Source organism: Agromyces molybdatiresistens (genome assembly GCF_052748445.2).
The window spans coordinates 1,425,356-1,441,798 of sequence record NZ_CM188258.1 but is presented as its reverse complement, the minus strand read 5'-3'; the positions used below and the strand labels follow the sequence as shown (position 1 = coordinate 1,441,798).

12 protein-coding genes are annotated in these 16,443 nt (G+C 72.0%); 5 read left to right on the top strand and 7 right to left on the bottom strand.

Translation table 11 applies throughout. From position 1 onward, the window contains the following. Positions 1-15 precede the first annotated feature (15 nt). Together ACULK2_RS06540 and ACULK2_RS06535 are read left to right on the top strand one after the other, a co-directional pair. Positions 16-660 (top strand): HAD family hydrolase, encoded by a 645-nt coding sequence (locus ACULK2_RS06540; protein ID WP_445969333.1) that lies wholly within the window; start codon positions 16-18, stop codon positions 658-660. A 56-nt stretch (positions 661-716) separates the two neighbouring features. Further along, positions 717-1,817, top strand: coding sequence for an NADH:flavin oxidoreductase/NADH oxidase (locus ACULK2_RS06535; RefSeq protein WP_445969452.1), 1,101 nt, complete (start codon positions 717-719; stop codon positions 1,815-1,817). Between the two features lie 27 nt (positions 1,818-1,844). Here ACULK2_RS06535 and ACULK2_RS06530 read toward each other — a convergent pair whose 3' ends face one another. From ACULK2_RS06530 to guaB1, 4 genes are all read right to left on the bottom strand, one after another. Next, a complete protein-coding gene (locus ACULK2_RS06530; RefSeq protein WP_445969334.1) occupies positions 1,845-2,267 on the bottom strand; it encodes a VOC family protein in 423 nt (140 codons plus the stop codon). Positions 2,268-2,325: 58 nt separating this feature from the next. Further along, a complete protein-coding gene (locus ACULK2_RS06525; RefSeq protein ID WP_445969335.1) occupies positions 2,326-3,363 on the bottom strand; it encodes a hemolysin family protein in 1,038 nt (345 codons plus the stop codon). Further along, positions 3,360-4,721, bottom strand: coding sequence for a hemolysin family protein (locus tag ACULK2_RS06520; RefSeq protein ID WP_445969336.1), 1,362 nt, complete (start codon positions 4,719-4,721; stop codon positions 3,360-3,362). The genes ACULK2_RS06525 and ACULK2_RS06520 overlap by 4 nt, the downstream gene beginning before the upstream one ends. Positions 4,722-4,859: 138 nt before the next feature. Continuing rightward, positions 4,860-6,299: a GMP reductase gene (guaB1, locus tag ACULK2_RS06515; RefSeq protein WP_445969337.1), complete on the bottom strand. Its 1,440-nt coding sequence runs from the start codon at positions 6,297-6,299 to the stop codon at positions 4,860-4,862. A gap of 260 nt (positions 6,300-6,559) precedes the next feature. Between guaB1 and ACULK2_RS06510 the strand changes: the two genes are divergently transcribed. Continuing rightward, entirely contained in the window at positions 6,560-10,399 is a 3,840-nt protein-coding gene (locus ACULK2_RS06510) for a multifunctional oxoglutarate decarboxylase/oxoglutarate dehydrogenase thiamine pyrophosphate-binding subunit/dihydrolipoyllysine-residue succinyltransferase subunit (RefSeq protein ID WP_445969338.1), read from the top strand. Between the two features lie 93 nt (positions 10,400-10,492). On the opposite strand, the gene ACULK2_RS06505 is transcribed toward ACULK2_RS06510, so the two are convergent. The 3 genes from ACULK2_RS06505 to ACULK2_RS06495 form a co-directional block, all read right to left on the bottom strand. Further along, positions 10,493-12,835 (bottom strand): MMPL family transporter, encoded by a 2,343-nt coding sequence (locus ACULK2_RS06505; RefSeq protein ID WP_445969339.1) that lies wholly within the window; start codon positions 12,833-12,835, stop codon positions 10,493-10,495. A 138-nt stretch (positions 12,836-12,973) separates the two neighbouring features. Beyond that, positions 12,974-13,231 (bottom strand): zf-HC2 domain-containing protein, encoded by a 258-nt coding sequence (locus ACULK2_RS06500; RefSeq protein ID WP_445969340.1) that lies wholly within the window; start codon positions 13,229-13,231, stop codon positions 12,974-12,976. Continuing rightward, positions 13,228-13,887 carry a sigma-70 family RNA polymerase sigma factor gene (locus tag ACULK2_RS06495; RefSeq protein ID WP_445969341.1) on the bottom strand — a complete coding sequence of 220 codons (660 nt, stop codon included), beginning with the start codon at positions 13,885-13,887 and terminating at the stop codon, positions 13,228-13,230. Before ACULK2_RS06495 ends, ACULK2_RS06500 begins: the two co-directional genes overlap by 4 nt. A gap of 107 nt (positions 13,888-13,994) precedes the next feature. Between ACULK2_RS06495 and aroA the strand changes: the two genes are divergently transcribed. Then, complete coding sequence (aroA, locus tag ACULK2_RS06490) at positions 13,995-15,365, top strand: 3-phosphoshikimate 1-carboxyvinyltransferase (RefSeq protein WP_445969342.1); 1,371 nt, start codon at positions 13,995-13,997, stop codon at positions 15,363-15,365. Next, positions 15,362-16,402: a ribosome small subunit-dependent GTPase A gene (rsgA, locus tag ACULK2_RS06485; RefSeq protein ID WP_445969343.1), complete on the top strand. Its 1,041-nt coding sequence runs from the start codon at positions 15,362-15,364 to the stop codon at positions 16,400-16,402. Before aroA ends, rsgA begins: the two co-directional genes overlap by 4 nt. Positions 16,403-16,443: the final 41 nt, after the last annotated feature.

The window sequence follows — 16,443 nt, the reverse complement described above, 5'->3', positions numbered from 1 at the left end:
GATAGGTTGATGGGCATGCCCGCGACCAACCCCGCGCCGATCGCCCTGTCGCCACGAGTGGTGGTGTTCGACTACGGCGAGGTCATCTCGCGCTCGCCGTCCGACGAGGATCGCGCCGCGCTCCTCGCGCGCGCGGGCATCGCCCCCGACGGCGCCGAGGCGTTCTGGAGCGCGTACTGGGCGCACCGCGACGAGCTCGACCGCGGCACCATGCCGATCGCCGAGTACTGGTCGCGCGTGGCCGACGACCTCGGGCTCGCGTGGTCCGACGTGGACATCCACGAGCTGTGGGCGGTCGACCACCGCAGCTGGCTCAGCGTCGATCCCGACACGCTCGCCGTGCTGCACGCGCTCCGCGCGGGCGGGACCCGGCTCGCGCTGCTCTCCAACGCCGGCGCCGACTTCGGCGGGTGGCTCCGCCACGGCTCGTTCGCGCCGCTGTTCGAGGCCGTGTTCGTCAGCGGCGAACTGAAGATGGTCAAGCCCGAGGCCGGGATCTTCGCCCACGTGATGCACGAGCTCGGGATCTCGCCCGAGCAGCTCCTCTTCGTCGACAACACGTCGGCGAATGTCGCCGGCGCCGTGGCCGTCGGCGGCACCGGGCATGTGTTCACGGATGCCGCGGCCCTCGAGTCGTGGCTTCGGGAGGTCGCCGCGTGAGCCCCGAGGACCTGCGCGTGTCCGACGCGCCCGACTCGACCGCCGCCGATGCGACCCTGCACGGCCCGGCGCTGTTCCGCCCGATCCGGATCCGCGACCTCGAGATCCGCAACCGCATCTGGGTGCCGCCGCTCTGCCAGTACTCCGTCACCGAGCGCGACGGCGTCCCGCACGACTGGCACCTCGTGCACCTCGGCTCGATGGCGGCCGGGGGCGCCGGACTCGTCATCGCCGAGGCGACGGCCGTGAGCCCCGATGGTCGCATCTCGGACCACGACACCGGCATCTGGAACGACGCGCAGGCGGAGGCGTGGGCGCGCATCACGCGATTCATCCGCTCGCAGGGCGCCGCCTCGGGCATCCAGCTGGCGCACGCGGGCCGCAAGGCGTCGGTCTGGCCGGAGACGGTCCGGAGGTCCGGCTCGCAGCCGCTCGAGGAGGGCGGCTGGATCACGGTCGCGCCCTCCGCGATCGCGTTCGACGGTCTCCGCGCGCCGGTGGCCCTCGACGAGGCCGCGATCCTCGCGATCATCGAGGACTTCCGCGCGGCCGCACGACGCGCGGTCGACGCGGGGTTCGACGTCGTCGAGGTCCACGCCGCGCACGGCTACCTGGTCCACCAGTTCCTGTCCCCGTTGTCCAACCTGCGCGACGATTCGTGGGGCGGCGACCTCGCGGGGAGGGCGAGGCTCCTCCTCGAGATCGTGCGCACGGTCCGCGCCGAGATCGGCGAGCGGATGCCGCTGTTCGTCCGCTTCTCGGCGACGGACTGGGCGCCCGGCGGCTGGGATGAGGAGCAGACCTCGACGGTGGCCGGCTGGGCCGCCGAGGCCGGCGCCGACTTCTTCGACATCTCGACGGGCGGGCTCGTCCGCGACGTGCGGATCCCGGTCGGGCCGTCCTACCAGGCCGCGCACGCGGAGTTCGTGCGCGGCCGGGCGGGCGTGTCCGTGTCCGCCGTCGGCCGGATCACGACGCCCGAGCAGGCCGAGCGGCTCGTCGCCTCCGGCGCGGCCGACGCGGTGATGTTCGGCAAGGCGATGATGCGCGACCCGCACCTGGCGCTCCGCGCCGCGGACGCCCTCGGTGCGGACGCCGCCCCGTGGCCGCCGCAGTATCGCCGGGCGCGACCCGAGGTCAACGACGGCGAGTTCTGACGCGCCCGCGCGGCCGGTCGGAAGCGATCAGGCGGACGCCGCGGCGAGCATCTGCCGCGCCTGCTCGAGCGTGACGGACTTCGGCTGGGCGAGCGAGATGATGTTGCCCTCGCTGTCGTCGAACCATGCGCCGCGTTCGCCCTCCATGTCGACCACCCCGTCCTCGGTCTTCAGGCCGGGCAGGTCGTAGTCGTGGAAGACCACGCCCTTCTCCCGGAGCGCCGCCATGTCGCGATCGAGGTCGTCGGTCATGATGCCGAGCGCCGTGGCCTTGTTGGTCCCGGCGAACTCCGACTCGTAGACGAGCACGACCCCGCCGCCGATGACGTAGGTCGCCCCGCCCATGTCGGTGGACGCCGGGTCCAGGCCGAACGTGTCGTGCCAGAAACGCTGCGCCCGCTCGAGGTCGGACGCCGCGAGCACCGCCGTCACCATCGAATTCTCGAACATGAGACCACCTCACCTCTCTCGGACGCGGGAAGTCTACGCCGAGCCGGACGCGGCCGCCTCACCCCCTCCGGGTGGCATCCTGCACCTCGCCGACGAGCTCCTCGATGATGTCCTCGAGGAACACCACCCCGGTCGTGCGGCCCTCCTCGTCGAACGCCCGGGCCAGGTGCGTGCCGAGTCGGCGCATGGTCGCGAGGGCGTCCTCGAGGTCGGTGCCGGCGAAGATCGACACGACGCGGCGGACGCGCTTCGCGGGGATGGGATCGTCGAACTCGTCGTCGTCGAGGTCGATGACGTCCTTCAGGTGCACGTAGCCGACGGGCTCACCGTCGTCGCCCGCGAGCACGTAGCGCGAGAAGCCGCGGCGCGCGACCGCCCGCTCGACGTCGCCCGGCGTGGCATCCGCAGGCAGGCAGACCAGCTCGGCCATGGGCACGGCGACGTCGCGCACCTTCTTCGTCGTGAACTCGAACGCCGCCGTGAGCGTCCCGCTCGCATCCTCGAGCACACCCTCCCGCCTCGACTGGACGACGATCGTCTGGACCTCCTCGAGCGTGTAGGTCGAGGTCGCCTCGTTCTTCGGCTGGACGCCGAAGAGCCGCAGCACGCCGTTCGCGGTCGCGTTCAGCGCGACGATCACCGGCCGGAAGATCCGCGCCGTGAACACGAGCGGCGGCGCGAGCAGCAGCACGGCCCGGTCGGGCAGCGAGAAGGACAGGTTCTTCGGCACCATCTCGCCCAGGACCACGTGCAGGTACGACACGAGCAGCAGCGCGATCACGAAGGCGATCGTCGACACCACCTCGGGCGACCACCCGGTCAGTTCGAGCGGGATCTCGAGGAGGTGGTGGATCGCCGGCTCGGAGACGGTCAGGATCAGCAGCGAGCAGATCGTGATGCCGAGCTGGCTCATCGCGAGCATCAGCGTCGCGTGCTCCATGGCCCAGAGCGCGGTCCTGGCGCTCCGGCTGCCCTGCTCGGCGAGCGGCTCGATCTGCGAGCGCCGTGCGGAGATCACCGCGAACTCGGCACCGACGAAGAAGGCGTTGCCGAGCAGCAGCACGAACAGCCAGGCGAGGCCGGCCCAGTCGCTCATCGCTCGACCTCCTTCCGCGCGCCGGAGGCCGAGGCGTCGGCATCGTCGGCGTCCGCCTGCGTCGGCACGGTCGCGGGAGAGAACTGGACCCGGTCGATGCGTCGACCGTCGAGGCGCTGCACCCGGAACGTGCCGCCCTCGACCTCGACCTCGTCGCCGACCAGGGGCAGGCGGCCGAGGGTCGCCATCACGTAGCCCGCGACGGTCTCGTACGCGCCGTCCTCGGGCACCCGGATGCCCGTGCGATCGAGCAGCTCGTCGGGCCGCAGGATGCCGGGGAAGCTCACGAACTCGCCGCGCCGGACGACGCCCGCGCGCGTGCGGTCGTGCTCGTCCGACACCTCGCCGACGAGCTCCTCCACCAGGTCCTCGAGGGTCGCGACGCCCGCCGTGCCGCCGTACTCGTCGACGACGACGGCCATCTGGTATCCGCGGCCGCGGAGTTCGCCGAGGAGCGCGTCGAGCTTGATGGTCTCCGGCACCCGCAGTGCGTCGGACTGCAGCGCCGACGCCGGCACGACGTCGCGCTTCTCGCGCGGGACGGCGACCGCCTGCTTGACGTGCACGATGCCGACGACGTCGTCGAGGTCCTCGTCGTACACGGGGAACCGGCTGAAGCCGGTCTGCCGAGCGAGTTCGAGCACGGCCTCGGTGGGCTCGGTGCGCTGCACCGCCGCGACGCGCGGCCGCGGCGTCATCACGTCGGACGCGTCGTGCTCGGAGAAGCGCAGGGTGCGCCCGAGCAGCGTCGCGGTGTCCTGCTCGAGGAGGCCCGCGCTCGCCGAGCGTCGCACCAGGCTCGAGAGCTCCTCGGCCGAGCGGGCGCCCGAGAGCTCCTCCTTCGGCTCGATGCCGACGAGGCGCAGCAGCCGGTTGGCGCTGCCGTTCAGCACGGCGATCGCCGGCCGGAACACCCACGTGAACGCGGTCTGGAAGGGCATGACGACCTTCGCCGTCTGCCGGGGCAGCGCGAGCGCGAAGTTCTTCGGCACGAGCTCGCCGATGATCATCGACAGCAGCGTCGCCACGACGACCGCCGTGATCGCCCCGACCGGGCGGACGAACGCCGGCGGCACGCCGATGGAGGTCAACGGCCCGGCGAGCAGCGTCGAGATCGCCGGCTCCATCGTGTAGCCCGTGAGGAGCGTCGTCAGCGTGATGCCGAGCTGCGCGCTCGAGAGATGCGTCGAGGTGATCTTCAAGCCCTCGATGGTGAGCCCGAGACGGGTCTCACCCTTGGCGCGCCGAGCCTCGAGGTCGGCGCGGTCGAGGTTCACGAGCGCGAACTCGCTGGCGACGAAGAGGCCCGTGCCGATCGTGAGGAGGAGTCCGATGCCGAGGAGTACCCACTCAGACATCCGCACCTCCCCGCGCGGTCACGGGCGAGGGTCTATGGCAGGGCGAGGTCGCAGAGGGGGGGTCGTCCATGGTCGACCCAGTATATCGGCGGATGTCGCGAGCTCCCCGAGCCGCGACGTCAACGTCGGCCGTCGGCGCTACCAGCTGACCGGCAACGCCTTGCCCTCCTCGTAGCCCGCGGCCGATTGGATGCCGACGAGCGCGCGCTCGCGGAACTCCGGCACGCTCCGGGCGCCCGCGTAGGTGAACGAGCTCCGGACGCCCGAGGTGATCATGTCGAGCAGGTCCTCGAGCGACGGCCGGAGCGGGTCGAGGTAGATCGCCGACGACGAGATCCCCTCCGCGAAGAGCTCCTTGCGGGCGAGCTCGTACGCCGAGAGCCGGCCGAAGCGCTCCTTGACGGCCTTGGTCGACGCCATCCCCCAGCTCTCCTTGTAGACGCGGCCGTCGGGGTCGCGGCGGAGCGTCCCCGGGGCCTCGATCGTGCCGGCGAACCACGAGCCGATCATGACGGATGCCGCGCCCGCGGCGAGCGCGAGGGCGACATCGCGCGGGTATCGCACACCCCCGTCGGCCCAGACCGCCGCGCCGTGCTCGCGTGCCGCCTCGGAGGTCTCGAGCACCGCGGAGAACTGCGGGCGCCCGACCGCCGTCATCATGCGCGTGGTGCACATGGCGCCCGGCCCGACGCCGACCTTCAGCACGTCGGCGCCCGCCTCCACGAGGTCGGCGACGGCGTCGGCGGTGACGATGTTGCCGGCGACGACCGGGATGCCGAGGCCCGCGGCCTTCACGGTGCGGACGGCGCGGATCATGCCCTCCTGGTGACCGTGCGCGGTGTCGACCACGAGCATGTCGACGCCCGCCGCGGCGAGCGCGCGCGCCTTGGCCTCGACGTCGCCGTTGATCCCGATCGCCGCCGCGACGCGGAGGCGGCCCGAGGCATCCGTGTTGGGCTCGGAGACGGTGCCGCGCAGAGCGCTGCGCCGGCTCAGGGTGCCGATCACCCGACCGTGCTCGAGGATCGGCGCGAAGTCGATGCCGGCGTCGACCATGAGGTCGAACGCGCGTCGCGGGGTGTCCACGTCCTCGGCGTCGAGCGACGGGATCGCGCCGTGCACGAGGTCGCCGAGCCGCGCGTCGGGCAGCGCCGTCGCGAGGCGCGTCGCGGGGATCGTGCCCGCGTACGCGCCGTCGTCGTCGTGGAGCACGATGCCGTGCCCCTCGACCGGCGGCAGCACCTCGAGCGCATCGGCCACGGTGCGGTCGGCGGAGAACGCATGCGGCACGTCGAAGCGGGCCGGTCGCGACTTGACCCAGCGGATCGCCTCGTCGAGCTCCTGCAGGGGGAGGTCCTGCGGCAGCACGCCGATTCCGCCGCGGCGGGCGAGCGTCGCGGCGAGCCGCGGTCCGGTCACCGAGTTCATGTTCGCCGAGACGATCGGGATGCTCGCTCCCGACCCGTCGTCGGGCGCGAGCGAGACGTCGAGCCGACTCGTCACGCCCGAGCGGCTCGGCACCAGGAAGACATCGGAGTACGTGAGGTCGTGCCGGGGCGTCGTGCGATAGAACTCCATGCCCTCAGGCTATGCCGCGGCGGCCGTCGGCGCGGCGGCATGCGCCCGCCCACGAGTGCGCGCTGGGAGGATGCTGCGACCGCGGTCGGCCCCGGCCGCACGGTGCCGAGGTCCGTCGGAAGGGGTTTAGGCTTGTGTGGGCGTTCCGTGTCGTGCTGCGCGCGCCACGCCTCAGGTGAGCATCCATCAACGGAGAGAGTGGGCGAAAGGCTGTGTCGAGCCAATTGACCGGGTCGGGATCCGACGAGACCACGTCGGCGATGTTCGGAGCCAACGAGTGGCTCGTGGACGAGATGTACGAGCGGTTCCTCGCCGACCCCAGTTCGGTCGATGAGACCTGGCGCGAGGTGCTCGAGCACTATCGCCAGGTGCGCACCGGCGAGACGGCCCCGGCGCCCGCGGGCCCGCCGGCGATGCCGGATGAGGCGGCGCTCCATCGCGCCGCGAGCGAGCAGGCGGATGGCGCACCCGCGTCCGGCGCACCGGCCCCCGCTGCAGAGGCGCCGCCCGCCGAGACAACCGAGGCAGCCCCCGAGGAGCCGCGCTCCGAGGCCGCCGCTCCGACCGGCGAGGCGCCGTCGACGCCGCAGCCGGCCGCCGCCGACCAGCCCCCGGCATCCCCCCAGGCCGCGGCCACCGCCCCGAACGCCGTCATCGGCCAGGCGCCCGCCGCCCGGACCACCTCGATCGCCCCGCGCACCGCGCCGGTGCCGGCCGACGTCCCCGTGACCAGCCCCCAGCAGCAGGCCGAGGCCGGCGAGCGACAGGACGAGGTGGTCCCGCTCAAGGGTCTGCCGAAGACCCTCGCGGCCAACATGGACGCCTCGCTCACAGTGCCCACCGCGACCAGCGTCCGCACGGTCCCGGCGAAGCTCATGATCGACAACCGGATCGTGATCAACAACCACCTCCGGCGCACGCGCGGCGGAAAGGTCTCCTTCACCCACCTCATCGGCTGGGCGCTGATCCAGGCGCTGAAGGAGTTCCCGAGCCAGAACGTCTACTACTCCGACGTCGAGGGCAAGCCCGCCCTGGTGAAGCCCGCGCACATCGGCCTCGGCATCGCCATCGACATCCCGAAGCCCGACGGCACCCGCGCCCTCCTCGTGCCCGCCATCAAGCGCGCCGAGACGATGACCTTCAACGAGTACCTCGCCGCCTACGAGGACCTCGTCTCGCGCGCCCGCAAGAACAAGCTGACGGCCGACGACTTCTCGGGCGCGACGATCTCGCTCACGAACCCCGGCGGCATCGGCACCGTGCACTCGGTTCCGCGGCTCATGAAGGGCCAGGGGTGCATCATCGGCGCCGGCGCCCTGGAGTACCCGGCCGAGTTCCAGGGGTCGAGCGAGAAGACGCTCGCGAACCTCGCGATCGGCAAGACCATCACGCTCACCTCGACGTACGACCACCGCGTGATCCAGGGCGCCGGGTCGGGCGAGTTCCTGAAGAAGGTCCACGAGCTCCTGATCGGAGAGCGCAACTTCTACCAGGACCTCTTCGCGGCGCTGCGCCTGCCCTACGAGCCCATCAAGTGGAACGAGGACATCTCCGTCGACATCGCCAGCGCGATCGACAAGACCGCCCGCGTCCAGGAGCTCATCAACTCCTTCCGCGTGCGGGGCCACATGATGGCCGACATCGACCCGCTCGAGTACGTCCAGCGCTCGCACCCCGACCTCGACATCGAGAGCCACGGGCTCACCTTCTGGGACCTCGACCGCGAGTTCGTCACCGGCGGATTCGGCGACAAGCGCACCGCGCTCCTCCGCGACATCCTCGGCGTCCTCCGCGACTCGTACTGCCGCACGATCGGCATCGAGTACATGCACATCCAGGACCCGGTGCAGCGGCGGTGGATCCAGCACCAGGTCGAGCGCAAGTACGAGAAGCCCACGCACGACGAGCAGATGCGCATCCTCGGCAAGCTCAACGAGGCGGAGGCGTTCGAGACCTTCCTCCAGACCAAGTACGTCGGCCAGAAGCGCTTCAGCCTCGAGGGCGGCGAGTCGATGATCGCCCTCCTCGACGAGGTGCTCCAGGGCGCCGCGAAGGAGGGTCTCGACGAGGTCGCCATCGGCATGGCGCACCGCGGCCGCCTCAACGTGCTGACGAACATCGCCGGGAAGACCTACGGCCAGGTGTTCCGCGAGTTCGAGGGCACGCAGGACTCGAAGTCCTTCTCCGGCTCGGGCGACGTCAAGTACCACCTCGGCACGGAGGGCACCTTCACCGCCGACGACGGGCAGCAGGTCCCGGTCTCGCTCGCCGCGAACCCGTCGCACCTCGAGGCCGTCGACGGCGTGCTCGAGGGCATCGTCCGCGCGAAGCAGGACCGCAAGCCGGTCGGCACCTACTCGGTGCTCCCGATCCTCGTGCACGGCGACGCGGCGATGGCCGGACAGGGCGTCGTGGTCGAGACCATGCAGATGTCGCAGCTGCGCGCCTACCGCACGGGCGGCACCATCCACCTCGTCGTGAACAACCAGGTCGGCTTCACCACCGTGCCCGGCGACGCGCGCTCGTCGATCTACTCGACCGACGTCGCCAAGGCGGTCCAGGCACCGATCTTCCACGTGAACGGCGACGACCCCGAGGCCGTGGTCCGCGTCGCGGAGCTCGCCTTCCGCTACCGCCAGGAGTTCAAGCGCGACGTCGTCATCGACCTCGTCTGCTACCGCCGCCGCGGCCACAACGAGGGCGACGACCCCTCGATGACGCAGCCGCTCATGTACAACCTCATCGAGGCCAAGCGCTCGGTCCGCAAGCTCTACACCGAGGCGCTCGTCGGCCGCGGCGACATCACCGAAGAGGAGTACGAGGAGGCGCACCGCGACTTCCAGGACCGCCTCGAGCGGGCCTTCGCCGAGACGCACGCCGCGCAGACCGGGTCGATCCCGATCGTCGGCGGCGAGGCCCACGATGCCGAGCCCGTCTCCGGCGAGCTGGAGACGACCGGAGTCTCGACCGAGGTCGTGCACGCCATCGGCGACGCGTTCAACAACAAGCCCGAGGGCTTCACGGTCCACCCGAAGATCCAGCAGCTGCTCGCGAAGCGGCACGACATGAGCCGCAACGGCAACATCGACTGGGGCTTCGGCGAGCTGCTCGCCCTGGGCTCGCTGCTCCTCGAGGGCACCCCCGTCCGGCTCGTCGGCCAGGACGCTCGTCGCGGCACGTTCGTGCAGCGTCACGCGGTCCTGCACGATCGCGTGAACGGCCAGGAGTGGCTGCCGCTGCAGTACCTCGGCGACCAGCAGGCGCGGTTCTGGATCTACGACTCGCTGCTCAGCGAGTACGCGGCGATGGGCTTCGAGTACGGCTACTCGGTCGAACGGGCCGACGCGCTCGTGATGTGGGAGGCGCAGTTCGGCGACTTCGCCAACGGCGCCCAGACGATCATCGACGAGTTCATCTCGTCGGCCGAGCAGAAGTGGGGCCAGCGCTCGAGCGTCGTGCTCCTGCTCCCCCACGGCTACGAGGGCCAGGGCCCCGACCACTCGAGCGCCCGCATCGAGCGCTACCTGCAGATGTGCGCCGAGAACAATATGACCGTCGCCCGACCCTCGACGCCCGCGTCGTACTTCCACCTGCTGCGTCGGCAGGCCTACCAGCGGCCACGACGCCCGCTCGTGGTCTTCACCCCGAAGGCGATGCTGCGCCTGCGCGGCGCCACGAGCGAGGTGGCCGACTTCACACAGGGCCGGTTCGAACCGGTGCTCGACGACGCGCGCATCGCCGACAAGGGCGCCGTCAAGCGAGTCGTCTTCATGGCCGGCAAGCTCTACTACGACCTGCTCGCCGAGCTCGAGAAGAACCCGAACCCCGAGGTGGCGCTCGTGCGCCTCGAGCAGTACTACCCGCTTCCCGCCGCCGAGCTGAAGGCCGTGGCCGACTCGTACCCGAACGCCGACCTGGTGTGGGCGCAGGACGAGCCCGAGAACCAGGGCGCGTGGCCGTTCTTCATCATCGAGACGAACAAGCTCGGCCCGCGCGAGGTTCGCCTCGTCGCCCGCGCCGCGGCGGCCTCGCCGGCGACCGGCTCCGCGAAGCGGCACGCCGCCGAGCAGGCCGACCTCATCAAGCGCGCGCTCTACTAGGCGCGCGCCGCTCCCGACGGAACGGCACGAGCGGATGCCCCCTCCCCGGAGGCATCCGCTCGTGCCGTTGGTCCGCGCGGGATCGCCCGGGCGTCAGCGCGCCGGAGCGGCGACGCGGTCGGCGGACTCGTCCGGCGCCCCTGGATCCGAGACCTCGGCGTCCGGCACCGGCCCCGCGGCATCCGTGGGCGCCGCGTGCACCCCGCGCCGGCGCTCCTCCCGCGAGAGGCGGCTCGGCCACCAGATCGCCCGGCCGATGTCGTAGGAGACCGCCGGCACGAGCAGCGTTCGCACGAGGAACGTGTCGAGCAGGACGCCGAACGCCACGATGAACGAGATCTGCGCGAGGAAGAGGATCGGAAGCACGCCGAGCGCTGCGAAGGTCGCGGCGAGCACCAGGCCCGCCGAGGTGATCACGCCGCCGGTGAGCCGGAGCCCGCGGAGGATGCCCTCGCGCGTTCCGTGGCGGGCGGCCTCCTCCCGCACGCGGGTCATGAGGAAGATGTTGTAGTCGACGCCGAGCGCCACGAGGAACACGAAGCCGAACAGCGGCACCGACGGGTCGGCGCCCGGGAACCCGAACACGAACTCGAACACGAGCGCCGAGACGCCGAGCGCGGCGGCGAACGAGAGCACGACGCTCGCGATGAGGATGAGCGGCGCGACGATCGCGCGGAGCAGCAGCATCAGGATCACGAGGATCGCGAGCAGCACGAGCGGGATGATGAGCCGCTGGTCGGCGACCGCGGCCTCGTTCGTGTCGAGCGCGACCGCGGTCGGCCCGCCGACGAGCACGCCCTCGCCCACCTCGTCGAGGCCCTCGCGGAGCTCGACGACGGTGGCCTCGGCCTCGGCCGAGTCGGCCGGGTCCTCGAGCGTGGCCTGCAGCAGCACGTCGCCGTCGACGACGGTCGGCTCCGGGGCCGGCGTGCCCGGCGGGCCGAAGGCCTCGACGCCGTCCTCCGTCACCGGCGCCGTTCCCGCCGGCGAGTCGGCCGACAGCACGGCGACGGATGCCACGCCCGGCGTCGCCAGGGCGATGTCGGCCATCTCCTGCAGGTCGTCCTCGGGTCCGATGATCACCGCGGGCGTGCCGGAGCCGCCCGGGAAGTGCTCGCTGACGAGCTCCTGGCCGTCGCGGGCCTGCGACTCGCCGAGCACGAACTCGCTCGACGGCACGCCGTCGGCGTCGAGCCGGACGAGTCCCAGCGCCATGACGCCGAGGAGCAGCGTCGAGAGGATCCACACCGTGCGCGGGCGTCCGGACACGAGACGGCCGACGGCCCCCCAGAGGCCGCGGGGCGCGACCTCGTCGGGCGCCCCCGCCGCCGCGTGGCGGCCGTGCTCGGCGTCCGCGGCGACGGCCGCGACCCGCGGCATGCGGCGCGGCCAGAACGCCACGCGCCCGGCCCAGAGCAGGAGCGCAGGGAGGAGCGTGAGCGCCGCGAGCAGGGCGAACACGATGCCGATCGCCGCGACCGGGCCGAGGATCTTGTTCGAGTTCAGCTCGGACGCGAGCAGGATCAGCAGTCCGACGATGACGGTCCCCGCGGAGGCGGCGATCGGCTCCCACGATCCCTTCAGCGCCGCCCACGTGGCATCCCACTTCGCCTCGTGCTGCGCGAGCGCCTCGCGGTAGCGGGCGATGTACAGCAGGGCGTAGTCCGTGGCCGCGCCGATGACGAGGATGAAGAGGATCCCCTGCGTCTGGCCGGAGAGGAGCAGCAGGTCGGCCTCGGCCAGCTGCACGACCGTGAACACCGACGCCGTGAGCGCCGTGACGCTCGTGAAGAGCACGATGAGCGGCAGCAGCGGCGATCGGTACACGATCACGAGGATCACGAGGACCGCGAGGAGCGCGACGGCGAGGAGCAGGCCGTCGATGCCGGCGAACGCCGCCGAGAGGTCGGCGATGAAGCCCGCCGGACCGGTGACCGCGGCGGTCGTGCCCGCGACGGGCGCCTCCTCGAGGAGCCCGCGTACGGCCTCGACCGTCGCACCGGACCCCTCCTCGCCCTCGCCGGGCGCGATCGAGGCGACGAACTGGGCCGCCTGGCCGTCCTCGGACGGGATGACGGGCGACGTCTCGTCCGCGACCACGCCCTCGATGTCGACGACCTCGTCGCGGAGGTCCTCGATGTCGGCGAGTTGGGCGTCGGTGAGGTCCGATCCGTCGTCGGAGGCGACGATCACGATCGCCGGCACGTTCTCGGAGTCCCGGAAGCCGTCCTGGAGCTCGTTCACCTCCGTCGCCTCGGCCGATGCGGGCAGGAACGACGCCTGGTCGTTCTGCTGGACGTCGGAGAGCCCGCCGAAGGCGGCGCCTCCGGCGCCGAACAGCCCGAACCAGACGAGGATCAGGACCGCGGGGATCAGGACGCGGAGCCAGGTGGGGACGCGACCCCCGGGACGTTTCGCGGGCACATGCTCGTTCATCGTGCTCGACGCTACGTGGGCGCCTCGGCGAAGCGCGTCCATCGAAAGTTCGGAACGCGGGGATGGCGCGCGGCGCGGCAACCCGGGAGGATCAGGCCGCGGGCGGCCGGGCGCACCCGTCCGCCGGCCGCGCCGTCGTCAGTCGGCCAGGACGTCGTGCCCGGACTGGAAGGCCCGGATGCGCGTCAGCACGACGGTGCGCAGTTCCTCCGGGGCGCTCTCGCGGCACGCGCGCTGCACGACCTCGGTGATCGCGACGCCCACGCGCAGCTCGTTCCGGCAGTCGTCGCAGTTCGCGACGTGCTCGCGGATGTCGGCGGCATCCTCGCTGCGCAGCTCGTTGTGCAGGTACTCCTCGAGTTCGGCCTTCGCCTTGTCGCAGCCGCAGTCGGTCATTTCGCGCTCCTGGAAGATCGGGCCGCCGGCTGCGTCGCGGCGAAGCCGCGCTCGCTGGCGTAGTCGGCGAGGGACTCGCGGAGCATCCGCCTGCCGCGGTGCAGGCGACTCATCACGGTCCCGATCGGGGTGTTCATCATGTCGGCGATCTCCTGGTAGGAGAATCCCTCGACGTCGGCGAAGTAGACGGCGAGCCGGAAGTCCTCGGGCAGCGCCTGCAGCGCGTCCTTCACGGCCGAGTCCGGCAGGTGGTCGATCGCCTCGGCCTCGGCCGATCGGCTGGAGGACGCGGTCGTCGACTCGGCGCCGCCGAGCTGCCAGTCCTCCAGCTCGTCGATCGTCCCCTGGTAGGGCTCGCGCTGCTTCTTGCGGTAGCTGTTGATGAAGGTGTTCGTCAGGATCCGGTACAGCCACGCCTTGAGGTTCGTGCCCTGCGTGAAGGACGCGAACGCGGCGTACGCCTTGACGAACGTCTCCTGCACCAGGTCCTGCGCGTCGGCCGGGTTCTTGGTCATGCGCAGGGCGGCCGCGTAGAGCTGGTCGATGAACGGCAGCGCCTGCTCCTCGAACAGGGAACCGAGGTCGCGCTGGTCGTCGTCGGAAGGTGCCTCATCGGGCCGGGTCTCGCCGGCCGGGGTGGCGGAGTCGTCGCTCATCAGGGGCCATCCTAGATCGTCGGTCTCCGAGACGACCGCACGATCGAGTACCGCGAGTGACACGCACCGACTCCTTCCTGCTCACCGGACGCTACTGTTGGTAACCGATGCAGATCTCGAGGTATTCCGCGCCGGAGTTCGATCCGTACGGCGACAACCGCCAGACCGAGACGGATGACGGATGGCGCGCGCCCGTCGCATCCGCTCCGCTCTCGGCGTCGCTCGCCCTGCCGGGCTCGAAGTCGCTCACGAACCGCGAGCTCGTCCTCGCCGCCCTCGCCGACGGGCCGTCGACGCTCCGCGCACCGCTCTGGTCGCGCGACAGCGAGCTCATGGTCGAGGGGTTGCGCGCGCTCGGCGTGGGCTTCGAGCGGATGCCGGGCGCCGGGGGGTTCGGCGACGACCTCCGGGTGACGCCCGCCGAGGAGCTATTCGGCTCGACCACGATCGACTGCGGCCTCGCGGGGACGGTCATGCGCTTCCTGCCTCCCGTGGCGGCCCTCGCGCTCGGGCCGACGACGTTCGACGGCGACGCCTCCGCGTACCGGCGGCCGATGCGCGGGGTCATCGAGGGCCTGCGCGGCGTCGGCGTCGACCTCGACGACGACGGACGCTGGGCGCTGCCGTTCACCGTCCACGGCACCGGCCGCGTCGAGGGCGGCGAGCTGACGATCGACGCCTCAGCCTCGAGCCAGTTCGTGTCCGGGCTGCTGCTGTCCGCTGCCCGCTTCGAGCGCGGGCTCGACCTGACGCACTCCGGCGAGCGGCTGCCGAGCCTGCCGCACATCGAGATGACGATCGAGACGCTCGCCCGGCGCGGCGTCGAGGTCGAGCAGCCGTCGGTCGGCCGCTGGCGCGTGGCGCCCGGCCCCATCGCGGCGCGCGACGTCGACATCGAGCCCGACCTCTCGAACGCCGCGCCGTTCCTCGTGGCGGCGCTCGTGGCGGGCGGCTCCGTGACGATCTCCGGCTGGCCGGCCGAGACGACGCAGGTCGGCGCGCAGCTCGAGAGCCTCCTCCCCCGGTTCGGAGCGCGGGTCGAGCACGAGGGCGACCGACTGACCGTGCACGCGCCGACGCCGGCGAGCGGCGGGAGCCGCGGCATCCGGGGCGTCGACCTCGACCTGTCGGAGGCGGGCGAGCTCGTGCCGAACCTCGTCGCGCTCGCGGCGTTCGCCGACGGCCCGAGCACGATCACGGGCATCGGGCACATCCGTCACCACGAGACCGACCGCCTCGCGGCGCTCGCAGCCGAGCTGAACGGCCTCGGCGGGCGGGTGACCGAACTCGAGGACGGCCTGCGGATCGAACCCGCGCCGCTCCACGGCGGCGGATGGCGGGCCCACGAGGACCACCGCATGGCCACCACGGGCGCGATCGTCGGGCTCGCGGTCGACGGCGTCGTCGTCGACGACATCGGATCGACCTCGAAGACCCTCCCGCAGTTCACCGAGCTCTGGGAGCGGATGCTCGGATGAGCTGGTGGGACACGGACGACGAGGACGAGGAGTACGAGGAGTACGACGAGGCCGACGTCCGGGTCCGCCCCAACCGCCGGGGCAGCCGCCCGCGCACGAAGGTCCGACCCGAGCACGCCGACGCCGAGATCGGCATCGTGCTCGGCGTCGACCGCGGCCGCTACACCGTGCTCGTCGACGACGGCGAGCCGGACGAGCGCGAGATCACCGCGGCCCGGGCGAGCGAGCTGCGCCGCAAGTCGGTCGTCACCGGCGACCGCGTCGACCTCGTCGGCGACACCAGCGGAGACGAGGGCACGCTCGCGCGCATCGTGCGCATCCGGGAGCGCACCACGCTGCTGCGCCGCAGCGCCGACGACACCGACGCCGTGGAACGCATCATCGTCGCCAACGCCGACCAGATGCTCATCGTCATCGCCGCGACGAACCCCGAGCCGCGCGTGCGACTCGTCGATCGCTACCTCGTGGCCGCGTTCGACGCCGGCATCGCGCCGCTCGTCTGCGTCACGAAGACCGACCTCGCCGACCCGGCCCCGTTCCTCGCCAACTTCGCCGGGCTCGACCTCCCGGTGATCCTCAGCCGCGCCGACGCGATGCCGCTCGACGAGATCGCCGAGCGCCTCGTCGGCCACCGCACCGTGTTCGTCGGGCACTCCGGCGTCGGCAAGTCGACGCTCGTGAACGCCCTCGTGCCCGAGGCCAGGCGGGCGACCGGGCACGTGAACGTCGTCACCGGTCGAGGGCGGCACACGTCGTCATCGACCGTCTCGCTGCGGCTCGAGCACGACGGCCGCACCGGATGGGTCATCGACACCCCCGGCGTCCGCTCGTTCGGGCTCGGGCACGTCGACCCCGCGAACATCCTCGGCGCGTTCGCCGACCTCGCGCGAATCGCCGAGGACTGCCCGCGCGGATGCACGCACCTGCCCGACTCCCCCGACTGCGCGATCGTGGAGGCCGTCGAGGCCGGCGAGCTCGGCGAATCGGGGCGCGTGCGGCTCGACTCGCTCCAGCGTCTGCTCGCGACGTTCGCGTGAACGCGTCTCTCCGGCCGCGCGCTCCGGGAGGGCCGGCCGTG